This is a genomic window from Paraburkholderia adhaesiva (genome assembly GCF_021390575.1).
Lineage (GTDB): Bacteria > Pseudomonadota > Gammaproteobacteria > Burkholderiales > Burkholderiaceae > Paraburkholderia > Paraburkholderia adhaesiva.
Genome location: NZ_JAJEJQ010000001.1, coordinates 3255288 through 3273865, shown reverse-complemented (window position 1 = coordinate 3273865; position 18578 = coordinate 3255288). Strand labels below are relative to the sequence as shown.

The window sequence follows — 18578 nt, the reverse complement described above, 5'->3', positions numbered from 1 at the left end:
CTGGTCCCATGCACAGCCAGACGCGGTAGCCGGGCTCGGGCCGCCGCGTCTTGAGCGGTGAGGTTTAAGCGCCGATGGCTTTTTCGTAGCCGGCGGCGTCGATCAGCTTGTCGAGCGAAGCGCCCGCGGCCGGCTTGATCTTGAAGAGCCACGAGTCGTACGGCGCGCCGTTTACCTGATCGGGCGTGTCGGCGAGTGCGCTGTTCGATTCGATGATCTCGCCTGCGACCGGCGCGTAGATGTCCGAGGCGGCCTTGACCGACTCGATCACCGCGACTGCGTCGCCCGCGGCGACAGTGCGGCCTGCTGCGGGCAGTTCGAGGAACACGATGTCGCCGAGTGCTTCTTGCGCGTGGTCAGTGATACCGACGGTCAGCGTGCCGTCGGCTTCGGTGCGGACCCATTCGTGCGATTCGGTGTATTTCAGATCGGCCGGGATGCTCATTGGATGCTCCAGTGCGTGGTTCGCAGTGTTTGCTAACTAGTTAAAGCTTGAAAAGAGGGGGCGTGCGCGGAACGCAAAGCGCACGGATCAGGCGACGAGCACCTTACCGTTGCGCACGAACGGCAGTTTTACCACGCTTGCGGGAAGCGCCTTGTCGCGGATCAGCACCTGCACGACGTCGCCCGGCTGCACGCCCTGGGGCACGCGCGCGAAGGCGATGGATTCCTGCATCGTCGGCGAGAAGGTGCCGCTCGTGATCTCGCCTTCGCCTTGCGGCGTGACGACTTTCTGGTGTGCGCGCAGCACGCCGCCGGCCTTGCCGTTTTCCTTCTGCAGGATGAGGCCGACGAACGCCATGCGTGCGCCGTTCGCTTCGAGCACGGCACGGCCGACGAAGTCGCGCGGCTCTTTCATGTCGACGGTCCACGCGAGGCCCGCGTCGAGCGGCGAGACGTTGTCGTCCATGTCCTGGCCGTAGAGGTTCATGCCCGCTTCCAGGCGCAGCGTGTCGCGTGCGCCGAGGCCGCAGGGCTTCACGCCCTGGCTGACAAGCGCGTCCCAGAACTCGCAGACGGCGACGGCCGGCAGCACGACTTCGAAGCCGTCCTCGCCGGTGTAGCCGGTGCGCGCGATCATCATTTCGCCGAACGGCGACGCTTCGATCTTCGCGGCGTTGAAGGGCTTGAGGGTTTCGGTGGCGGTGCGCGTAGAAGGCGCGACCTGCCAGACTTTGTCGCGCGCATTCGGGCCCTGCACGGCGACGATCGCCAGATCGCGGCGCGGCGTGATCGTGAGGCCAAAGCCGCCTTCGGCGTTGAGCTTCTCGAACCAGGCGATGTCTTTTTCGGCGGTGCCCGCGTTGACGACGGTGCGGAATTGATCGTCGGCGAAGAAGTAGACGATGAGGTCGTCGATCACGCCGCCCTGCGGGTTCAGCATGCACGAGTAGAGCGCGCGGCCCGCCGTGGTGAGTTTCGCGACGTTGTTGGCGAGCGCATGCGAGAAGAACTCACGCGCCTTCGGGCCCGCGAAATCGACGACGCACATATGCGAGACGTCGAACATGCCGGCATCGGTGCGCACGGCGTGGTGCTCGTCGATCTGCGAGCCGTAGTTGACGGGCATGTCCCAGCCGCCGAAATCAACCATACGGGCATTGAGCGCGCGGTGCGTGGCGTGGAGCGGGGTGTGTTTCAGTTCGGTCATGGGCGGTCTCGGCACGTTCGGAAACGAAAAGGGCCATGCATGAGCCGCCGCAGGCGCTGTGCCTGTGGACGTTTCGTGCATGGCCCCTCTGTCCTCGGTACCTGAGAGATTGCGCCGCGCTGCGGTGTGCAGTGCTGGCGGCGCGCGCCCCTTCGGTGGGCAGTCTGAACACGGCCTGTCTTGCCGCTGTTCTGCTGCCGCTCTCCAGAGTGCGGACCCTGGTGCCTGTCCGTTTGCCGTGCGTCTCGCGCACAGGCTTGCAGACAGGCGGTCCGGCGCGCACGGTCCTTTTGCCTGAGAGTTTGTGGGTTGCCCCTTCGGCGGCGCCGGTTGCGTCGTGAATAGAGTCACGGTGCAATCGGCACGCTCTCCCGGCGCGCGCAGCGATTGTCGTTGACGCGCACGGGACGTGTCAATGCGGAATATTTTCGGGGCGGGAGCAGACGGCGCTCGCCGGTTGCGACGGCGAGCGTGGATAAGCGGGTGGTGCGCTCGCGCTGCGAAGAATTTGCCGTGAGAGCCGGGTCGTCGATGATCGCTCGCCAATTTGTGACGCACAGAAAGTGCGTCACGGGCATTACTCGCCGATCGCGCGCGCGGCGGTGTCGAGTTCCTCGTTCAGCACGCGCTGCTCGTCGGGCGAGATACCGCCGCCGTGCTGGCGAGCCATGTCGTGCGCTTCGTTGCGGATTTCGTCGAGACGGTGATGCAGCGCGTTACCCTGCGGCAGCGGGTAGTAGCCCTGGCTCACGCGCGTGTCGAGTCGGCGGCCCAGGGTGTCGATGCGGCCATCCACCTGACGCAGGCGGTCGACAGCGGCGTCGTGCGGATTCGGGCCGGCAGCAGGACCGGCAGCGGGGCGCGGCGGGGGCGGTGGCCGCGTGATGACGCACGCGGCCAGCGTCGAGATGAGCATGCTGGCTGCTAGCGTGCGCAGGATGCGGGACATGTGAGACTCCTTTTTGGTCGTTGTCGCTCTTTGCGGCGTGGTCTTAGCGCACAACGTGTTGCGCTCGCCGCACGATGACCGACCATGCAAATGCTCCGGTAACCGTTCGTATGTTTCCTTAGCTGGTTCTGTTGCGCCGCCAGGGGGCCGGAAATCCTTCGTCTGGCGCCAGCATTGTCGGAGGGGGCCAGAACGGCGCGAAGCTTGCCCCGCGCCGCGGCCATTCAGACTGTATGCATCGGCCCGGTTCAGGCCGTGCGCACGAACGGGAGCGTGCGGCCTTCGGCGGCGCTTTGCATGGCTAACTCGATTACCGTCATTACGTCGATGGCATCCTGCGGGCTTACCGGGAATGGCTTGCCTTCGCGGATCGACGAGGCCAGCGCACGATAGAGGTCCGCGTAATCGCCAGCGGCGGTCGGAAGCGTGCGTTCTGTTTCGCCACCGTCGCTCCCCGAGGGAGCATCGTTCAGCACATGCAGTCGGCCAGCCTCGTTGCCCGCGCCGAACCCCGGCTGGCCAGGGCGCAGCCCGGCCCTCAACTGGTCCTCCTGCGTGTCGAGACCGTTCTTCAGATAGCTCCCGCGCGTGCCGTTGATCACGAACCGCGGCGAGAACGCGGCGAGCGCACTCGCGTGCAGCACGGCATCGTGGTTCGCATAGCCGAGCACCAGATGCACGTAGTCGGGTGCAGTCGCGTCGTCGCGGGATGTGCGCACGAACGCGGTGACGGTCTCCGGCGCGCCGAAAAGCGCGAGCGCCTGGTCGATCAGATGCGGCCCGAGGTCATAAAGCAGGCCGCCGCCGCGCGCAGCGTCCTCGCGCCAGCGCTGGCGCACCTGCGGGCGGAAGCGGTCGAAATGTGATTCAAAGTGCGTCACGCGGCCCAGGTCGCCGCTGGCGAGCAACGCGCGCACGGTGAGGAAATCGCCGTCCCAGCGGCGGTTATGGAACGGTGCGAACACAAGCCCCCGGTCGGCGGCGAGCGCGGCCAGTTCGCGCGCTTGCGCGGCGCTCAAGGTGACGGGCTTGTCGACCAGAACATGCTTGCCGCGCGTCAGGACGCGGCGCGCGAGGTCGAAGTGCGTGTCGTTCGGCGTCGCGATGACGACGCATTCGATGTCGTCAAGGGCGAGCAGCGCGTCGAGATCGGGGACTATCGCGGCATCCGGAAAGTCGGCGCGCGCACGTTCGGGCTGTCCCGTGGCGATGGCGGCGAGCGTGGCACCCGGACAATGCGCGATCACGGGTGCGTGGAACGTCTGGCCGGCAAAGCCGTAGCCCATCAGGCCGATTTTCAGCGGTGAAGTCATGGGGTAATTCCTCCAGGGGCGGCGCGGTACGAGCCACATCGGCGGTGGGCAGGAGCGCGTTATTGTGGCACGCAGCGGGCGGCCGGTGGGGCGCAAGCGAGCGCCGCTCGCGGGGGCGTATCGGTTGCGTGGGGCCACGCACGAGGCGAGGCCTTCGCCCGGTTCGCTCCGACCGCAATCGTGCGTCCGGGTGATCCGGTTGTCGTGCGTTGGTCGTGTTAACATCGCACGTCCTGCGTGCCGGACTCGCCCCACGTGAGGCTGTCCGGAAGCCATTCGGGCATGCCGCGCGCCTCGCGCAGTAACAGCGCACGTGCCGGTATCCGCCGGTGTTCACAGCGCGTCAGCCGCGCGCACGGTCAACCGTGCCGCACGCGTTCCAGCCGTTCCAACCGTTTTTCCAATCCAGCAACGATGTCCGCAGGCCTGAATCCCGCCCAAAGCGAAGCGGTGCGCTATCTCGACGGTCCCTGTCTTGTGCTCGCCGGCGCGGGCAGCGGCAAGACGCGCGTGATCACGCAGAAGATCGCGCACCTCATCGAAGCGAAAGGCTTCGAGCCGCGCCATATCGCAGCCGTCACCTTCACCAACAAGGCCGCCGCCGAAATGCGCGAGCGCGTGAGCAAGCTGCTCGAAGGCAAGACGCTCACCACGCCTGGCAAGGAAGGCCGCAAGGTGCCGGTGAACCAGCTCACCGTATGTACGTTCCACTCGCTCGGCGTGCAGATCCTGCGTCAGGAAGCCGAGCATCTGGGTCTCAAGCCCCAGTTTTCGATCATGGACTCCGACGACTGCTTCTCCCTGATCCAGGAGCAGGTGGGCTCGACCGACAAGGGCTTCATCCGCAAGATCCAGTCGATCATCTCGCTCTGGAAGAACGGTCTCGTGATGCCCGAAGAGGCGCTCGCCACGGCGTCGAACGAAGACGAGCACCAGGCGGCGATCGTCTATCGCAACTACGTGGCGACGCTGCATGCGTACCAGGCCGTCGATTTCGACGACTTGATCCGCCTGCCCACCGAACTCTTCGCGAAGAATGAACAGGTGCGCGATCGCTGGCAGAACAAGCTGCGCTATCTGCTGATCGACGAGTACCAGGACACCAACACCTGCCAGTACGAGCTGGTCAAGCTGCTGGCGGGCCCGCGCGCAGCGTTCACGGCCGTGGGCGACGACGATCAGGCCATTTACGGCTGGCGCGGCGCGACGCTCGAAAACCTCGCGCAACTCGGCAAGGATTTTCCGAAGCTGCACGTCATCAAGCTGGAACAGAACTACCGCTCGACGGTGCGCATCCTCACGGCGGCGAACAACGTCATCGCGAACAATCCGAAGCTCTTCGAAAAGAAGCTGTGGTCCGAGCACGGCATGGGCGACACGATCACCGTCACGCCCTGCAATGACGAAGAACACGAGGCCGAATCGGTTGTGTTCCGGCTCTCCGCGCACAAGTTCGAGCGGCGTGCACAGTTTCGCGACTACGCGATCCTGTATCGCGGCAACTTCCAGGCGCGCATCTTCGAGCAGGTGTTGAGGCGCGAGCGCATTCCGTACGTGCTCTCGGGCGGGCAGTCGTTCTTCGATAAAGCCGAGATCAAGGACATCTGCGCCTACCTGCGCCTGATCGCGAACCACGACGACGATCCCGCGTTCATCCGCGCGATTACCACGCCGCGACGCGGTGTCGGCAACACGACGCTCGAAGCGCTCGGCGCGTTCGCGGGCCAGGCGAAGGTGTCGCTGTTCGAGGCGGTGTATATGGGCGGCATCGAGGCGCGGCTCTCGGCGCGTCAGGTCGAGCCGATGCGCGTGTTCTGCGACTTCATGCAACGCCTCGCCGAGCGCGCGGAGAAGGACCCCGCGACGGTCGTGCTCGATGACCTCATGGAAGCGATCCACTACGAGGCGTATCTCTACGATGCCTTCGACGAGCGCCAGGCGCAGTCGAAGTGGCAGAACGTGCTCGAATTCCTCGAATGGCTCAAGCGCAAGGGCACGAAGCCGGAGCAGGAAATCGGCGAAGACGCGGAGGCCACCGGTTACGACAACGCCGACGGCCTCGCGGATACCGGCAAGAACCTGCTCGGCCTGATCCAGACCGTGGCGCTGATGTCGATGCTCGAAGGCAAGGAAGATGACCCGGACGCGGTGCGGCTATCGACGGTGCACGCATCGAAGGGGCTGGAGTATCCGCACGTGTTTCTGGTCGGCGTGGAGGAGGGGATCATGCCCCACCGCGGCGGCGCCGACGACGAACCGATCGACGACGCGCGCATCGAGGAAGAGCGTCGGCTGATGTACGTCGCGATCACGCGCGCGCAGCGCAGCCTGCATCTGAACTGGTGCAAGAAGCGCAAGCGGGCGAGAGAAACGGTGGTGTGCGAGGCGTCGCGATTCATCCCGGAGATGGCGCTGGATGAAGCGCCGCCGCCTACTGCCGAAGAAGCGCCGATGTCGCCGAAGGACCGGCTTGCCAGCCTGAAGGCACTGCTGCAAAAGGGCTGAGGTGTCCTTCTGAGGTTTCCGGGATGGCGGCGGTGACGTCGAAAACGAAAAGGGCTGCATCGCAAGATGCAGCCCTTTTTTGTTCGTTGCCGAACGCGCCGGCGACGTGAGCGTGCGCTTACTTCGCAGCGCTCACCATGTAGTCGACGGCGGCCTTCACATCGGCATCGGACGCGGTGGAGCCGCCCTTTGGCGGCATCTGGCCCTTGCCGTGCAGCGCGTAGTTGTAGACGGTGTCCATCGGGTCTTTCAGTCGCAGCGCCCAGTCGTCCTTGCTGCCGAACTTGGGCGCGCCCAGAATACCCGCGGCGTGACAGGCCTGGCAGACCTGCTGATAGAGCGCCTTGCCGGCCTGCGACGCATCCGCGCTTTGCCCGGCGGCACCCCCGGACGGAGCGGCCGCCGCTTGCGGAATAGTGGCGATCGCCGCCATGGCCGCAGTGGCCTGGGCGTTCGTATCGGCACCCGAGGCAGCTGGTGCGTTCGCGGCTGCCGCCCCGGACGCGCTCTGTGCTGCGTTGGCGGCAGGCTTCGGCGGATCCTGGAAGTTCGCGCCGCCGTGGTTCGCCATGTAGGCCACCGCGAGGCCGATTTCGTAATCGCTGTAGTCGGCGGGACTGGTGCCGCCGCGCGGCGGCATGGCGCCCTTGCCGGCGAGGGCGGTGTGCCAGAGCGTGTCGAAGCCCTGCGCGATGCGTGGCGCCCAGTCGCCCGAGTTGCCGAACTTCGGCGCGCCCGCCGCACCGCTGGTGTGACACGCGGAGCAGACGGCCTGGAAGACCTGCTCGCCGGTCTTGTAGGCGCGCGGCGCGTTGGCGTCCTGCACGGACACCTGCGCGATGGGCGCGATGCGGTGGGCAACTTCGTCGGGGGCGAGTTCGTTGGTGCCGGCGCCTGTGCGCGTCGTGTTGTCGACGTAGTAGGCGAGCAGGATGATGATGACGACCGGGACCGCAAATCCGGCGACAACGGCGGCGATCAACTGGCCGGGCGTTTTGATCGGGTTTCCGTGGGGCGCTTCGCTCATGCTTGTCTCCGTCTTCCTTTGGTATTGTCGTGAGCGGTACTGCAGGACGGCTGCGGCGTTGCTATGGCTCAAATATCGCAAAGATTATAGACGGAAGGTTTTGATACGAGTGTAAGTGCGCGGCTGTGCTTCGGCGGGCGTTTACCCGGAGCGGCGGGATGCGGGCGAGCCGGGTTTAGATGCTGGAAGCCGTGTTGGCAAAAAAGTCCTGGTTTTCTCCCAGTGCGGGAGACCAGTGCGTCCTCACTCCAGCCACATCCGCTGCCGATAGAACCGCTGGTCGGTATCGGTCATCGGAAAATCGTCCAGTGTCAATGTCGATCGCAGCGTCACGTTTATTAGATAGCCGCGTTTCGACACCGTATTGAGGCCTGACGCCAGCGCAAGATGGATACGCCTGACGTCCGGATGCTGCAAGACCGGGTCGCGCTGAATGAACGCCGGTTCCTCGCCGGATCTGGCCTCCGGACTGTAGCCACGCGATTCCAGCACGAACGTCTTGTAGCAGAGCACGCCGTTGCAGGTCATGCTCTGGCGTGGCGCCGGAATGAACAACACATGTTGCCCGTGGGGATCGTAATAGTAGTCGTCGCCCGACCCGGCAAAGCACGCATCGCTTTGCAGCAGCAGCGTCGCCATGTCGGACACGTAGTCCGGGCCATACCAGTCGTCGTCGTCCATGCTACAGACGATGTCCGCACCCCACTATTTCGCCTTTCGATTGAGCCTGTTACGCTTCTCCCCGAGCGGCAGACGCTCGTTTGCCCATTCGTAATCGACCGCGGGATCATCCGAAAAGAACCCGTGCTCGCTGCGCTGCGGACTGTCGTCCAGTACGAACCAGCGCAATGCGGCAAACGGATTGATCTGCGCACCGAAATAGCGGTGCGACTGTGCGAGAAAACGCTCGCGGTTATACGTGGGCGTCACGACCGCGACCTTGAGTTGCGAAAGCGTTTTATCGATGCGGTGCAACAGCATGGGCTGCATCGTGGAGATAACAACTGGGTTATTGGGTGACTGGGGATTGTACCGCCGCCAGTCACTGATCGATCTTGACGCCGTCGTGCACGCACACGAGCATTGCATTCCGATGTAATGCGGCCCCGATTTTGTGCGGCGTGTTTCGCGACTGCGGTTCCTTCGCGGCCGCGTTCAGACTCGCGGCCAGCCCGGACAGCCCCGCACGGTGGACGGCCCAGGCGAAACCGGGTATCCTCTCGGTCTCACTTCGGCGCTGCTATCCCCCGTGTTCTTCGGCCTGATGGCGGCGCTTTTGCACAAATGCGCCCGTAGCTCAATGGATAGAGTACTGCCCTCCGAAGGCAGGGGTTGCTGGTTCGATCCCAGCCGGGCGCGCCAGAATTAGATGTGATCCTGGGTTCATAGAACCCCACCCAATGAAGGCCCTATGGCGAAAGCCCCGGGGCCTTTTGTCTTTTCTGTACCGCCAGAAACCGCGTTTCATGCGCTGGCTCGCAGAAAAGTTGCAGGGCCCGGAATAGCACAGACGCAACAACAAACACTCTAGTCTGGAGCAGTAATGGCCAGGATCTCGCAACGAGTCAGCTACTGGCGAGCGCTGAATTTGGCGCATCGGCTACTTCGCCCTGCCTTGGCTGTTATTGCAGCGCCCAGATGCCGGGTCCCGATTCCGTTTAGATGCGTTGCCAACGACGGGTGAAAGTCGTGCGATGTCCCTGCGGGTCAGCCTGGCGACATGCGCGGCGCATTTGATCGCGCGTCATAACGTCGGTCCATCGAAACAGGCGTTTGCAAAATCACCCCCCGTTTTCGTTGCTTAAGCCCCCAGCGATTGCCCAGCCTCCGGCCACGCGAAAACACATTTCACATTACGGGATCTATTTTGGATTTCCCGGAATCACGCTTCCGTCCTCTGAAAACGTGTTTTGCATTGCAAAAATTGTCGCGTATGTCATTGAAAAATAATGAGAAATTAAGTCTTATGTCTTATATAAGACTTCATCGCAGCGCATCGAGGCAGCGCTACAATTTAGTCATGCAGTTTGCTTCGACGCACGTAGCGGCAGACGCAACGAATTTTCAAACACGATTTATTCTCGAGAGGTTCGTATGACCCAATATCAAGACGACATCAAGGCAGTTGCCGGTTTGAAAGAGAAACAAGGCAGCGCGTGGAATGCCATCAATCCCGAGTACGCCGCCCGCATGCGTGCGCAGAACAAGTTCAAGACGGGCCTGGACATCGCCAGATACACCGCGAAGATCATGCGCGCTGACATGGCCGCCTACGATGCCGACTCGTCCAAATACACCCAGTCGCTGGGTTGCTGGCACGGCTTCATCGGCCAGCAGAAGATGATCTCCATCAAGAAGCACTTCAACAGCACCGACCGCCGCTACCTCTACCTGTCGGGCTGGATGGTCGCCGCACTGCGCTCGGAGTTCGGCCCGCTGCCGGACCAGTCGATGCACGAAAAGACCTCGGTCACCGCGCTGATCCGCGAGCTGTACACGTTCCTGCGCCAGGCCGACGCCCGTGAACTGGGCGGTTTGTTCCGCGAACTGGACGCCGCCAAGGACGCTGCCGCAAAGGCCGCCATTCAGAACAAGATCGACAACCACGTCACCCACGTCGTGCCTATCATCGCCGACATCGATGCGGGTTTCGGCAACGCCGAAGCAACCTATCTGCTGGCCAAGCAGTTCATCGAAGCAGGCGCATGCTGCATCCAGATTGAAAACCAGGTGTCCGACGAGAAGCAGTGCGGCCACCAGGACGGCAAGGTCACCGTGCCTCACGAAGACTTCCTGGCCAAGATCCGCGCGATCCGCTACGCGTTCCTGGAACTGGGCGTGGACGACGGCATCATCGTTGCCCGTACCGACTCGCTGGGCGCCGGCCTGACCAAGCAGATCGCCGTGACCCACACGCCGGGCGACCTCGGCGACCAATACAATTCGTTCCTCGATTGCGACGAAATCGCCGCCGATGCACTGGGCAATGGTGACGTCATCATCAAGCGCGATGGAAAGCTGCTGCGTCCGAAGCGTCTGCCTAGCAACCTGTTCCAGTTCCGCTCCGGCACGGGCGAAGCGCGCTGCGTCCTGGATTCCATCACCTCGCTGCAAAACGGTGCTGACCTGCTGTGGATCGAAACCGAAAAGCCGCACATCGGCCAGATCGGCGCGATGGTCAACGAGATTCGCAAGGTCATCCCGAATGCCAAGCTGGTGTACAACAACAGCCCGTCGTTCAACTGGACCCTGAACTTCCGTCAGCAGGTGTACGACGCGATGAAGGCAGCAGGCAAGGATGTGTCGGCCTACGAACGTGGCCAGCTGATGAGCGCGGAATACGATCAGACCGAACTGGCGAAGGCCGCCGACGAAAAGATCCGCACGTTCCAGGCCGACGCGGCGCGCGAAGCTGGCGTCTTCCACCACCTGATCACGCTGCCGACGTACCACACGGCTGCGCTGTCGACCGACAACCTCGCGAAGGAATACTTCGGCGATCAGGGCATGCTGGGTTATGTGGCTGGCGTGCAGCGTAAGGAAATCCGCCAGGGCATCGCCTGCGTCAAGCACCAGAACATGTCGGGCTCGGACATCGGCGACGATCACAAGGAGTACTTCAGCGGCGACGCGGCTCTGAAGGCGGCAGGTAAAGACAACACGATGAACCAGTTCTCTTAATCGCTGCTCCTCATTCGGCGCACGTGGAAGATGGTTTCCAGGTGTGCCGTCTGAGACCGTTTCTGGTCCGATCCCATGCGGGCGGACCAGATCAGGCACGACATGGGGCTCCTCTAGCCCCGATCACGCAAGGCCCTACGGCGAAACGCCGAGGGCCTTTTCTCTTTTCTGTGCCCTCACAACTCCCGCTTTATGTGCCATCTAGCGAACTGGTGGCGCACTTGCGAATGCGCCCGGACACTAGTCAGCACGTTCGCCACTTCGCTCGCAAACACGCCTTTCACCGCCCTTTCTTTGACATCGGATCAACGGAGTGCGGAAACACCTAAAGGATTCTTTTGGAAAGCCGAAGCACATTCACGATTAAAACGAATACGCCCGAGTTCGGGCCAAGAATCACGCGCCATTGCAGAGTCATGACCCGACTGTCGTGTCGCCGTGGGCGGTAAAGCTGCCACGGCGCTACGTTCCTGTTGAGTCAGTTTGGCCCGGCGCTTGCCTTTCAGACCAAATTTCTCGAAGGGGTCCCGGTGAACCAGTTATTTTCAACGGTCAAATCCAAAATCATTCTGGTGCTCGTCGCGAGCACGGCGATTACGCTGATCGTCGGTGGCTTCGGCCTGACCGGCGTCCTCGCCATGAGCCGTTCGCTGCACGACACCTACGCGAGCATCGTCATTCCCACGGGTCATTTGAGCGCGACGCAGTCCGACACGCTCAATTCGCGTCTCTCGCTCTGGCGGATGGTTGCTCAGAAAGACAAAGCGCTCATTCCGAAGACGCGCGATTTTCTGGCGCAGACGGACACCGACTGGAAAAGCTACTACCCGAGCGGCGTAACGACCAGCGACGAGCGCGCAATCGCAGGCAAGATCGACGGTCTGATCACGCAGTACCGCGCGGCGGTGGAAAAGGAACTGGCACTCATCGAGCAGGGGGATTTCGATGGTGCGCTGGCCTGGCAGGTGGCCAACGTTCTTCCGCTAGGCGATGGCGTTTCGACGTTGCTCAAACAGGAAGTGCAGATCAAGGCCGATCAGGCGCGAGGCAGCGATGTCGAAGGTGCAGCAAAGTCGGCGTGGCTGACGTGGGCTTCAATCGCAGTGCTGATTGCGGGAGCCCTGTTGTCGATCGGCGCGGCACTCTATCTGATCCGCGCGATTACGCGGCCGTTGAGCAAAACGGTGAGCATCGCCAGTGATATCGCAAACGGCCGGCTCGATGGCCAGATCGCGGTGGATGTGACAGGCGAGTTCGGGCAACTGCTCGAAGCCATGAAGTCCATGAGCCAGCAACTGGCTGCCACCATTCGCGGCATTCGCGATGGCAGCGAATCGGTGACGGTCGCCTCGGTGCAGATTGCAGCAGGCAATCAGGACCTTTCGGCGCGCACTGAAGAGCAGGCGGCGTCGCTCGAGCAGACCGCCGCGAGCATGACTGAGTTGAGCGAAACCGTGAAGCAGAACGCCGACAACGCCCGCCAGGCCAATTCGCTCGCAACCAACGCGCGCGAGATGACCGACGTGGGTAACGCGGCAGTAGGCGCGATGGCCGCGACCATGCAGGAGATCAGCGCGGACTCCGCCAGGATCGCGGATATCACCGGCATGATCGAGGGCATCGCTTTCCAGACCAACATCCTGGCCCTGAACGCGGCCGTCGAGGCTGCGCGTGCCGGCGAACATGGACGCGGTTTTGCGGTGGTCGCGGGCGAGGTGCGCGCGCTAGCGCAACGCGCGTCGGTGGCGGCCAAGGAGATCAAGGAGCTGATCGACTCGTCGTCCGGCAAGGTGCGGCATGGCGCCCGGCAGGCCGGCGATATCGGCGAGAGCATGGGCAAGGTGATCCTCGCGATTGGCCGCGTGTCCGATATCGTGGGCGAGATCTCGGCTGCCTCCGAGGAGCAGAGCAAGGGCATCGAACAGGTGCATCAGGCGATCACCCAGATCGACGAGGTGACACAGCAGAATGCCGCACTGGTCGAAGAGGCTGCGGCGGCAGCTGCGTCGCTGCAGGATCAGGCGACGAAAATGAAGACCGACATGACGTTCTTCCGGCTTGGAGATGAGTCGTCGTCGAAGCCGCGGTCTGCTCCGCCGCAACCGGCACCGAGCCGCCCGGTTGTGCAAGAGACGCGAATGGCCGCTCAACCGGTTAAGCCCACTCGGGCCCCGAAAGTAGCGGTTCCCGCGGCTAGTGTCGCGTCCACCGCTCTCGCCACTGACGATGACGAATGGGAGGTTTTCTGATCGGCGTCGCAGTCTGACTCAGGCCACCTTGAATACCGATACATGAGGTCGCGTGAGCTTTCAGGTCAGGGGTAAAAAGTCCTGTGAATATCAAACCGGGCTTTTTCCCCGCGTGCACCAAAAGCCGCTCAGTCCCACAGCGGTGCGAGCCCACCCGGACTCACTTCACGGCCATTTCGCTCCAGCGCGGCGATGCGTGTCATGTCCTCGTCGCTCAATTCGAGCGTCTGGGCGAGCAGATTGCTCGCGAGGTTCTCGCGCTTCGTGGATGAGGGGATCACGGAGTAACCGAGCCGCAACGCCCACGCGAGCACCACTTGCGCCGGCGTTGCATGACGCGCCCGCGCGATTTCACTAATGACCGGATCGCCGAGCACTTTGCCATAGGCAAGCGTCATGTACGACGTCACGTGAATGCCTTCTTGCTTCAAGAAATTGACGAGCTTGCGGTTTTGCAGGTAAGGGCTCAACTCGATCTGGTTGGTCGCGATGTTTTCCTTGCCCACTGCCGCGATGGCCTTCTTCGTCAATTCGATATTGAAATTGGACACACCGATCTGCTTCGTCAGCCCTTGCGTCTTCGCCTCGGCGAGCGCGCTCATGAATTCCGCTAGCGGCACGCCGTTGTCCGGCGCAGGCCAGTGAATGAGCGTAAGGTCTACGGCGTCGGTGCGCAGCTTCGTGAGGCTTTCCTTGAGGCTCGGAATCAGCTTTCCGCGGGCGTAGTTGTCGACCCAGATTTTCGTGGTGAGAAAAATATCGCTGCGCGCAACGCCCGAAGCGGCGATTGCTTCGCCCACCTCGGCTTCGTTGCCGTAGATCTGGGCAGTGTCGATGGCGCGGTAGCCGACTTCGAGGCCGTTGCGAACCGAATCGATGACGACCTGGCCTTGCAGGCGAAACGTGCCGAGGCCGAATGCGGGAATCTTGCTCATGAATCGCTCCAGTAAATTAATTCGGTTACCTTATTAGTTGGCGGCGATGCCCGAACGACGGCGATAGACGATCGGCGCGACGACGAGCACGATACCGGCGAGCGCGATGACGGCACCGACGATCGGCACCGCGCCGTAGCCGAGACCCGCCGAGAGCACGGCGCTACCCGCCGCAGCGCCCAGCGCGTTGCCGAGGTTGAACGCGCCGACGTTGACCGACGAAGCGAGCCCCGGCGCATCGTGGGCCGCGCGCATCACGCGCATTTGCAGCGGCGGGACGACCGCGAAGGTGCCGATGCCCCAGACGAACAACGCGAGCGCTGCGCCGATGTGCGTGGTAGCGAGCACCGGAAACGCGAGCATCACGGCGACGATCAGCGCGAGAAATCCGAGCAGGGTGCCGTCGAGTGAACGATCGGCGAGGCGTCCGCCCGCCACGTTACCGATCGAGAATCCGATGCCGATCAGCACGAGCATCGCGGTCACGAATGCGGGTGAGGCGCCGGTGAGGTGAGTGAGCGTCGGCGTGACGAACGTGTAGAGCGAGAACATCGCGCCGGAGCCAAGCACCGTGGTTGCGAGCGCGTGGAGCACGGTCGGGCGCGTGAGCACGCTGAGTTCGGCGCGCAGATCAGGCATGGCGCCCGACTCGCCTTTGGGCAGCGCAGCCCACAGGCCCGCGATGGCGAGTGCGCCGAGCCCGGCGGTCGCGGCGAACGACATGCGCCAGCCGATCGTCTCGCCGAGCCACGTCGCGGCGGGCACACCGCCGATGTTCGCGATGGTGAGCCCCATGAACATCGCCGCGACGGCGCTGGCCTGGCGTTCGCGCGGCACAAAGCTGGCGGCGACCACCGATCCGATACCGAAGAACGCACCGTGGTTCAAGCTCGTCACGAGGCGCGCGAACAGCAGCGTGGAGTAGTCGGGCGAGAGCGCGGAAAGCACGTTGCCGAGCGTGAAGATGCCCATCAGCACCATCAGCGCAACGCGTCGGGGCCAGCGAGCGAGGGCGAGCGTCATGAGCGGCGCGCCGACCATGACGCCGATCGCATAGGCGCTGATCAGCATGCCCGCGGTGGGAATCGATACATGCACGCCTTCGGCGATCACGGGCAGGAGGCCCATCGGCGAGAATTCCGTCGTGCCGATGCCGAATGCGCCGACGGCGAGCGCCAACAGCGGCAGCGTGGCGCTCTTTGCGTTCGCGGGCGGGTTCAAGGGGCGCGCCGTGGCGGGCAGACTGAGATCGTTATCGGACATGGTGGTCGTGTGACTGCAATTTGTGACCGCCGAATTGTGCGCGATTTACTTTTGACTAAAAACTCGTCTATAAACCAAAGTGTTTTGATTTCAAATCAAGAATGAAGATCACTCTGGACGAACTGCAGGCCTTTGCCACCGTGGTCGACTGCGGGTCGATCACGGCGGCCGCCGAGCAACTGGGTATCACCGTGTCGGCGACGAGCCGCTCGCTCGCGCGGCTCGAGGAAAAGCTCAACACGACCCTGTTGCGTAGGACCACGCGGCGGCTCGAACTCACCGAAGAGGGCAAGGTGTTTCTGCATAACGCGCGCGCCATCATCGAATCGGTGGAAAGCGCGCAAGAGCAGATGCTCGCGCGGCGCGAGACGCCAGCGGGGCGTCTGCGCGTGGATGCGGCCACGCCGTTCATGCTTCACGTGATCGTGCCGCTCGTGCAGGGCTATTGCGAGCGTTACCCGCAGGTGGAACTCGAGCTGAACAGCAATGAGGGCATCATCGACCTGCTTGAACGGCGCACTGATGTCGCAATTCGCATCGGCCGGCTCAAGGATTCCACGCTGCACAGCCGGTTGATCGGCAATAGCCGCTTGCGGGTGCTCGCGAGTCCGGCATACCTGGCCGCGCACGGGCGGCCAGCGCGCGTGAGCGATCTGGAGAAGCACACGCTGCTGGGCTTCAATCAGCCCGAATCGCTCAACGTCTGGCCGCTAACGGGCGGCGATGGAGAGCCGTACCGTATCGAACCCGATGTCTGGTCGTCGAGCGGCGAGACCTTGCGGCAACTCGCGCTGGCGGGCGCGGGCATCGCGTGCCTCTCGAACTTTATGACGGCGCAAGACCGTGCGAACGGAAGTCTCGTTCAGGTGCTGGCGCGGCAGACCCAGGATATCCGGCAGCCGATCCACGCGGTCTATTACCGCAACACGGCGATATCGGCGCGCATCGTGTCGTTTGTCGACTATCTCGTGGAGGCCGTGCGCGCGACGGAGTTTGGCGGGACGCCGGCGCGCAGCGGAACTTAGGTCTTTCAATCTCGCGTGCGGACTTCGGCCTCCATCGCGCGAATGATCACGAGCAGCTAGTCTCGCGCCCGCCGCACTCGCCACTGACGATGACGAGCGGGAGGTTTTCCGAGCGGCCGCGCAGTCCGACTCAAGCCACCTTGAACACCGACACCTGCTGCACCAGCGTTCCGGCATGGCTGTGCAACGAACTGGCCGCTGCGGCGGCTTCTTCGACCAATGCCGCGTTCTGCTGAGTGACCTGGTCCATTTGCGTGACCGCCTGGTTCACCTGCTCGATGCCTTGATGCTGCTCGTGCGATGCGGCAGCAATTTCGCCCATCAGATCCGTGACGTGCCGCACCGCTTGCACGACCTCGCCGATCGTGCGGCCAGCCTCGTCGACCTGATTCGACCCAACCTTCACCCGATCCACCGACTCGACGATCAGGTCCTTGATCTCTTTGGCCGCGACACCCGCGCGCTGAGCCAGACTGCGCACTTCGCCGGCCACCACCGCGAAACCGCGGCCTTGTTCGCCGGCGCGGGCCGCCTCGACTGCCGCGTTCAACGCAAGAATGTTGGTCTGGAACGCGATGCCTTCGATCGTGCTGGTAATCTCCGCGACCTTGGTGGAGCTCTCCGCAATTTCGCGCATCGTGTGCACCACGCGTCCCACTGCTTCGCCGCTGCGGGCGGCCACGTCGGATGCATTCGCGGCGAGCTGGTTGCCCTGCTTCGCGCTCTCGGCGTTCTGGCGGACCGTGGCCGCCAGTTGTTCCATGCTCGATGCGGTCTCCCCGAGCGACGCCGCCTGCTGTTCGGTACGCGAGCTCAGATCCGTGTTGCCTGCCGCGATCTGGCTGGATGCCGTCGCGATCATGTCCGATCCCTCGCGCACGTCACTGACGATTTTCAGCAGGCTGTCGTTCATCGTCTTGAGGGTGCCTAGCAACTGGCCGGTCTCGTCTTTGCTGCTGGCTTCGATGCGCTGCGTCAGGTCGCCCTTGGCAACCGTCGCCGCAATCCGTACGGCATGGCCAATCGGGCGGGTAATGCTGCGTGTGATGAACCAGCCGAAACCGAGGCCCAGGATCACCGCCACCGTACCGAGGCTTCCCAACGTGAGGTAGCCGTTCCGGTAGATATCGGCGATCGCGGTTGTGGCTTTTTGCGTCTGCGATACCTGGAACTGCATGATGTCATCGAGCGTGGCCCGGTAGCCGACGAAAATCGGCAGCAGGTCCTTGTTGAGCGCCTCGACGGCGTCGGCATGTCGGCCAGCGGCCTGCATGTCCAGAAGCTTGCCGAGGTGTTGATCGTAGTCCGCGCTCTGCTGCACCAGCTTCTCGCGAACCGCGGGGCGGGCCAGCGTCTTCGCGAGTGCCGCGACTTCATCCAGCACTTCCTGGCGGGCCACGCTGATTTTTTCTTTCGTGTCCTTCTGGAATTCCGGATCGTCGTTCAACAACAGATTCCGGACCCGGATCGCCACCATATCCACGTCCTCGGTGGTAGCGTTAGCATTCCGCATTCGTGGAAAGTTGACCTCGGCGACGGCTGCGGCCTGAGCGTTCAGGCGTCCAAGCATCGTAATACCTGCGCCAACCATCAAGGTCGACAGCAGTAGCACGACTGCAAACCCCGCCCCGAGCCTGGTCCCGATTTTCATATCTGAGAGATGCATCTTTTTCTGTTCAATTTGTTTTTGGTGATAGGCCGCGTTGGTCTCGCGGGCGGAAAGGTTGTAAAAGGCCCCTGAAACCTTTTGCTGGTTTACCCGGATAACGAACGCAAACGTTTCGACTTTATGCCGGTAGCAGCAATAATTATTATCGTATTCCGCCAATATTGATTTGAATCAAATCGTCAGCCTTAAGGACTAACGCTTCTGGAGGGGGGCGTTTGGGTATCGATTCAGTGCACCCCTGAAGGTCCCGGCGTGGCGTTCGTTAGTTAAGCCTGAGTCCGCAGAAAGGCTGAAACCAGCAATGCGTGCGT

The 18578-nt window shown here is 63.0% G+C and carries 14 protein-coding genes, 1 tRNA gene and 2 riboswitches; of the genes, 5 read left to right on the top strand and 10 right to left on the bottom strand.

The window, feature by feature from the left end; all coding sequences use genetic code 11:
* Window positions 1-64 precede the first annotated feature (64 nt).
* The 4 genes from gcvH to L0U80_RS14885 all read right to left on the bottom strand — a co-directional run bounded on the left by gcvH (window position 65) and on the right by L0U80_RS14885 (window position 3913).
* Window positions 65-445 (bottom strand): glycine cleavage system protein GcvH, encoded by a 381-nt coding sequence (gcvH, locus tag L0U80_RS14900; RefSeq protein ID WP_233865355.1) that lies wholly within the window; start codon window positions 443-445, stop codon window positions 65-67.
* An 87-nt stretch (window positions 446-532) separates the two neighbouring features.
* Window positions 533-1651, bottom strand: a complete 1119-nt coding sequence (gene gcvT / locus L0U80_RS14895) for a glycine cleavage system aminomethyltransferase GcvT (protein WP_233865353.1) — start codon at window positions 1649-1651, stop codon at window positions 533-535.
* Between the two features lie 78 nt (window positions 1652-1729).
* A riboswitch (glycine riboswitch) is annotated at window positions 1730-1869 on the bottom strand.
* Between the two features lie 55 nt (window positions 1870-1924).
* A riboswitch (glycine riboswitch) is annotated at window positions 1925-2035 on the bottom strand.
* 193 nt (window positions 2036-2228) lie between these two features.
* Window positions 2229-2600 carry a hypothetical protein gene (locus L0U80_RS14890; protein WP_233865352.1) on the bottom strand — a complete coding sequence of 124 codons (372 nt, stop codon included), beginning with the start codon at window positions 2598-2600 and terminating at the stop codon, window positions 2229-2231.
* A gap of 248 nt (window positions 2601-2848) precedes the next feature.
* Window positions 2849-3913 (bottom strand): oxidoreductase, encoded by a 1065-nt coding sequence (locus L0U80_RS14885; RefSeq protein WP_233865351.1) that lies wholly within the window; start codon window positions 3911-3913, stop codon window positions 2849-2851.
* A 414-nt stretch (window positions 3914-4327) separates the two neighbouring features.
* On the opposite strand from L0U80_RS14885, the gene L0U80_RS14880 reads away from it, so the two are divergent.
* Complete coding sequence (locus L0U80_RS14880; RefSeq protein ID WP_233865350.1) at window positions 4328-6418, top strand: UvrD-helicase domain-containing protein; 2091 nt, start codon at window positions 4328-4330, stop codon at window positions 6416-6418.
* Between the two features lie 118 nt (window positions 6419-6536).
* Here the strand turns inward: L0U80_RS14880 and L0U80_RS14875 are convergent, their stop codons facing one another.
* The 3 genes from L0U80_RS14875 to L0U80_RS14865 form a co-directional block, all read right to left on the bottom strand.
* A complete protein-coding gene (locus L0U80_RS14875) occupies window positions 6537-7445 on the bottom strand; it encodes a c-type cytochrome (protein WP_233865349.1) in 909 nt (302 codons plus the stop codon).
* A gap of 243 nt (window positions 7446-7688) precedes the next feature.
* Window positions 7689-8126, bottom strand: a complete 438-nt coding sequence (locus L0U80_RS14870; protein WP_233865348.1) for a hypothetical protein — start codon at window positions 8124-8126, stop codon at window positions 7689-7691.
* 24 nt (window positions 8127-8150) lie between these two features.
* On the bottom strand, window positions 8151-8426 hold the full coding sequence (locus L0U80_RS14865) for a glycosyltransferase family protein (protein ID WP_233865347.1): 276 nt from the start codon (window positions 8424-8426) through the stop codon (window positions 8151-8153).
* Window positions 8427-8731: 305 nt separating this feature from the next.
* On the opposite strand from L0U80_RS14865, the gene L0U80_RS14860 reads away from it, so the two are divergent.
* From L0U80_RS14860 to L0U80_RS14850, 3 genes are all read left to right on the top strand, one after another.
* Window positions 8732-8807: transfer RNA gene (locus L0U80_RS14860), tRNA-Arg, on the top strand.
* 732 nt (window positions 8808-9539) lie between these two features.
* Window positions 9540-11126: an isocitrate lyase gene (locus L0U80_RS14855; RefSeq protein ID WP_233865345.1), complete on the top strand. Its 1587-nt coding sequence runs from the start codon at window positions 9540-9542 to the stop codon at window positions 11124-11126.
* A 530-nt stretch (window positions 11127-11656) separates the two neighbouring features.
* A complete protein-coding gene (locus tag L0U80_RS14850; protein ID WP_233865343.1) occupies window positions 11657-13375 on the top strand; it encodes a methyl-accepting chemotaxis protein in 1719 nt (572 codons plus the stop codon).
* Between the two features lie 128 nt (window positions 13376-13503).
* On the opposite strand, the gene dkgB is transcribed toward L0U80_RS14850, so the two are convergent.
* Both dkgB and L0U80_RS14840 read right to left on the bottom strand, forming a co-directional pair.
* Window positions 13504-14310 (bottom strand): 2,5-didehydrogluconate reductase DkgB, encoded by an 807-nt coding sequence (gene dkgB / locus L0U80_RS14845; protein WP_233865341.1) that lies wholly within the window; start codon window positions 14308-14310, stop codon window positions 13504-13506.
* A gap of 33 nt (window positions 14311-14343) precedes the next feature.
* A complete protein-coding gene (locus L0U80_RS14840; protein ID WP_233865340.1) occupies window positions 14344-15573 on the bottom strand; it encodes an MFS transporter in 1230 nt (409 codons plus the stop codon).
* Window positions 15574-15674: 101 nt separating this feature from the next.
* On the opposite strand from L0U80_RS14840, the gene L0U80_RS14835 reads away from it, so the two are divergent.
* Window positions 15675-16598: a LysR family transcriptional regulator gene (locus tag L0U80_RS14835; protein WP_233865339.1), complete on the top strand. Its 924-nt coding sequence runs from the start codon at window positions 15675-15677 to the stop codon at window positions 16596-16598.
* A gap of 130 nt (window positions 16599-16728) precedes the next feature.
* Here L0U80_RS14835 and L0U80_RS14830 read toward each other — a convergent pair whose 3' ends face one another.
* Window positions 16729-18264, bottom strand: coding sequence for a methyl-accepting chemotaxis protein (locus L0U80_RS14830; RefSeq protein ID WP_233865981.1), 1536 nt, complete (start codon window positions 18262-18264; stop codon window positions 16729-16731).
* Window positions 18265-18578 lie beyond the last annotated feature (314 nt).

Bases quoted from the DNA above. Each gene is read 5' to 3' on its own strand.
- L0U80_RS14875 (WP_233865349.1), bottom strand. From the start codon at position 7,445: ATGAGCGAAGCGCCCCACGGAAACCCGATCAAAACGCCCGGCCAGTTG.
- L0U80_RS14880 (WP_233865350.1), top strand. From the start codon at position 4,328: ATGTCCGCAGGCCTGAATCCCGCCCAAAGCGAAGCGGTGCGCTATCTC.
- L0U80_RS14885 (WP_233865351.1), bottom strand. From the start codon at position 3,913: ATGACTTCACCGCTGAAAATCGGCCTGATGGGCTACGGCTTTGCCGGC.
- dkgB (WP_233865341.1), bottom strand. From the start codon at position 14,310: ATGAGCAAGATTCCCGCATTCGGCCTCGGCACGTTTCGCCTGCAAGGC.
- gcvT (WP_233865353.1), bottom strand. From the start codon at position 1,651: ATGACCGAACTGAAACACACCCCGCTCCACGCCACGCACCGCGCGCTC.
- L0U80_RS14865 (WP_233865347.1), bottom strand. From the start codon at position 8,426: ATGCTGTTGCACCGCATCGATAAAACGCTTTCGCAACTCAAGGTCGCG.
- L0U80_RS14840 (WP_233865340.1), bottom strand. From the start codon at position 15,573: ATGTCCGATAACGATCTCAGTCTGCCCGCCACGGCGCGCCCCTTGAAC.
- L0U80_RS14890 (WP_233865352.1), bottom strand. From the start codon at position 2,600: ATGTCCCGCATCCTGCGCACGCTAGCAGCCAGCATGCTCATCTCGACG.
- gcvH (WP_233865355.1), bottom strand. From the start codon at position 445: ATGAGCATCCCGGCCGATCTGAAATACACCGAATCGCACGAATGGGTC.
- L0U80_RS14835 (WP_233865339.1), top strand. From the start codon at position 15,675: ATGAAGATCACTCTGGACGAACTGCAGGCCTTTGCCACCGTGGTCGAC.
- L0U80_RS14855 (WP_233865345.1), top strand. From the start codon at position 9,540: ATGACCCAATATCAAGACGACATCAAGGCAGTTGCCGGTTTGAAAGAG.
- L0U80_RS14830 (WP_233865981.1), bottom strand. From the start codon at position 18,264: ATGCATCTCTCAGATATGAAAATCGGGACCAGGCTCGGGGCGGGGTTT.
- L0U80_RS14870 (WP_233865348.1), bottom strand. From the start codon at position 8,126: ATGGACGACGACGACTGGTATGGCCCGGACTACGTGTCCGACATGGCG.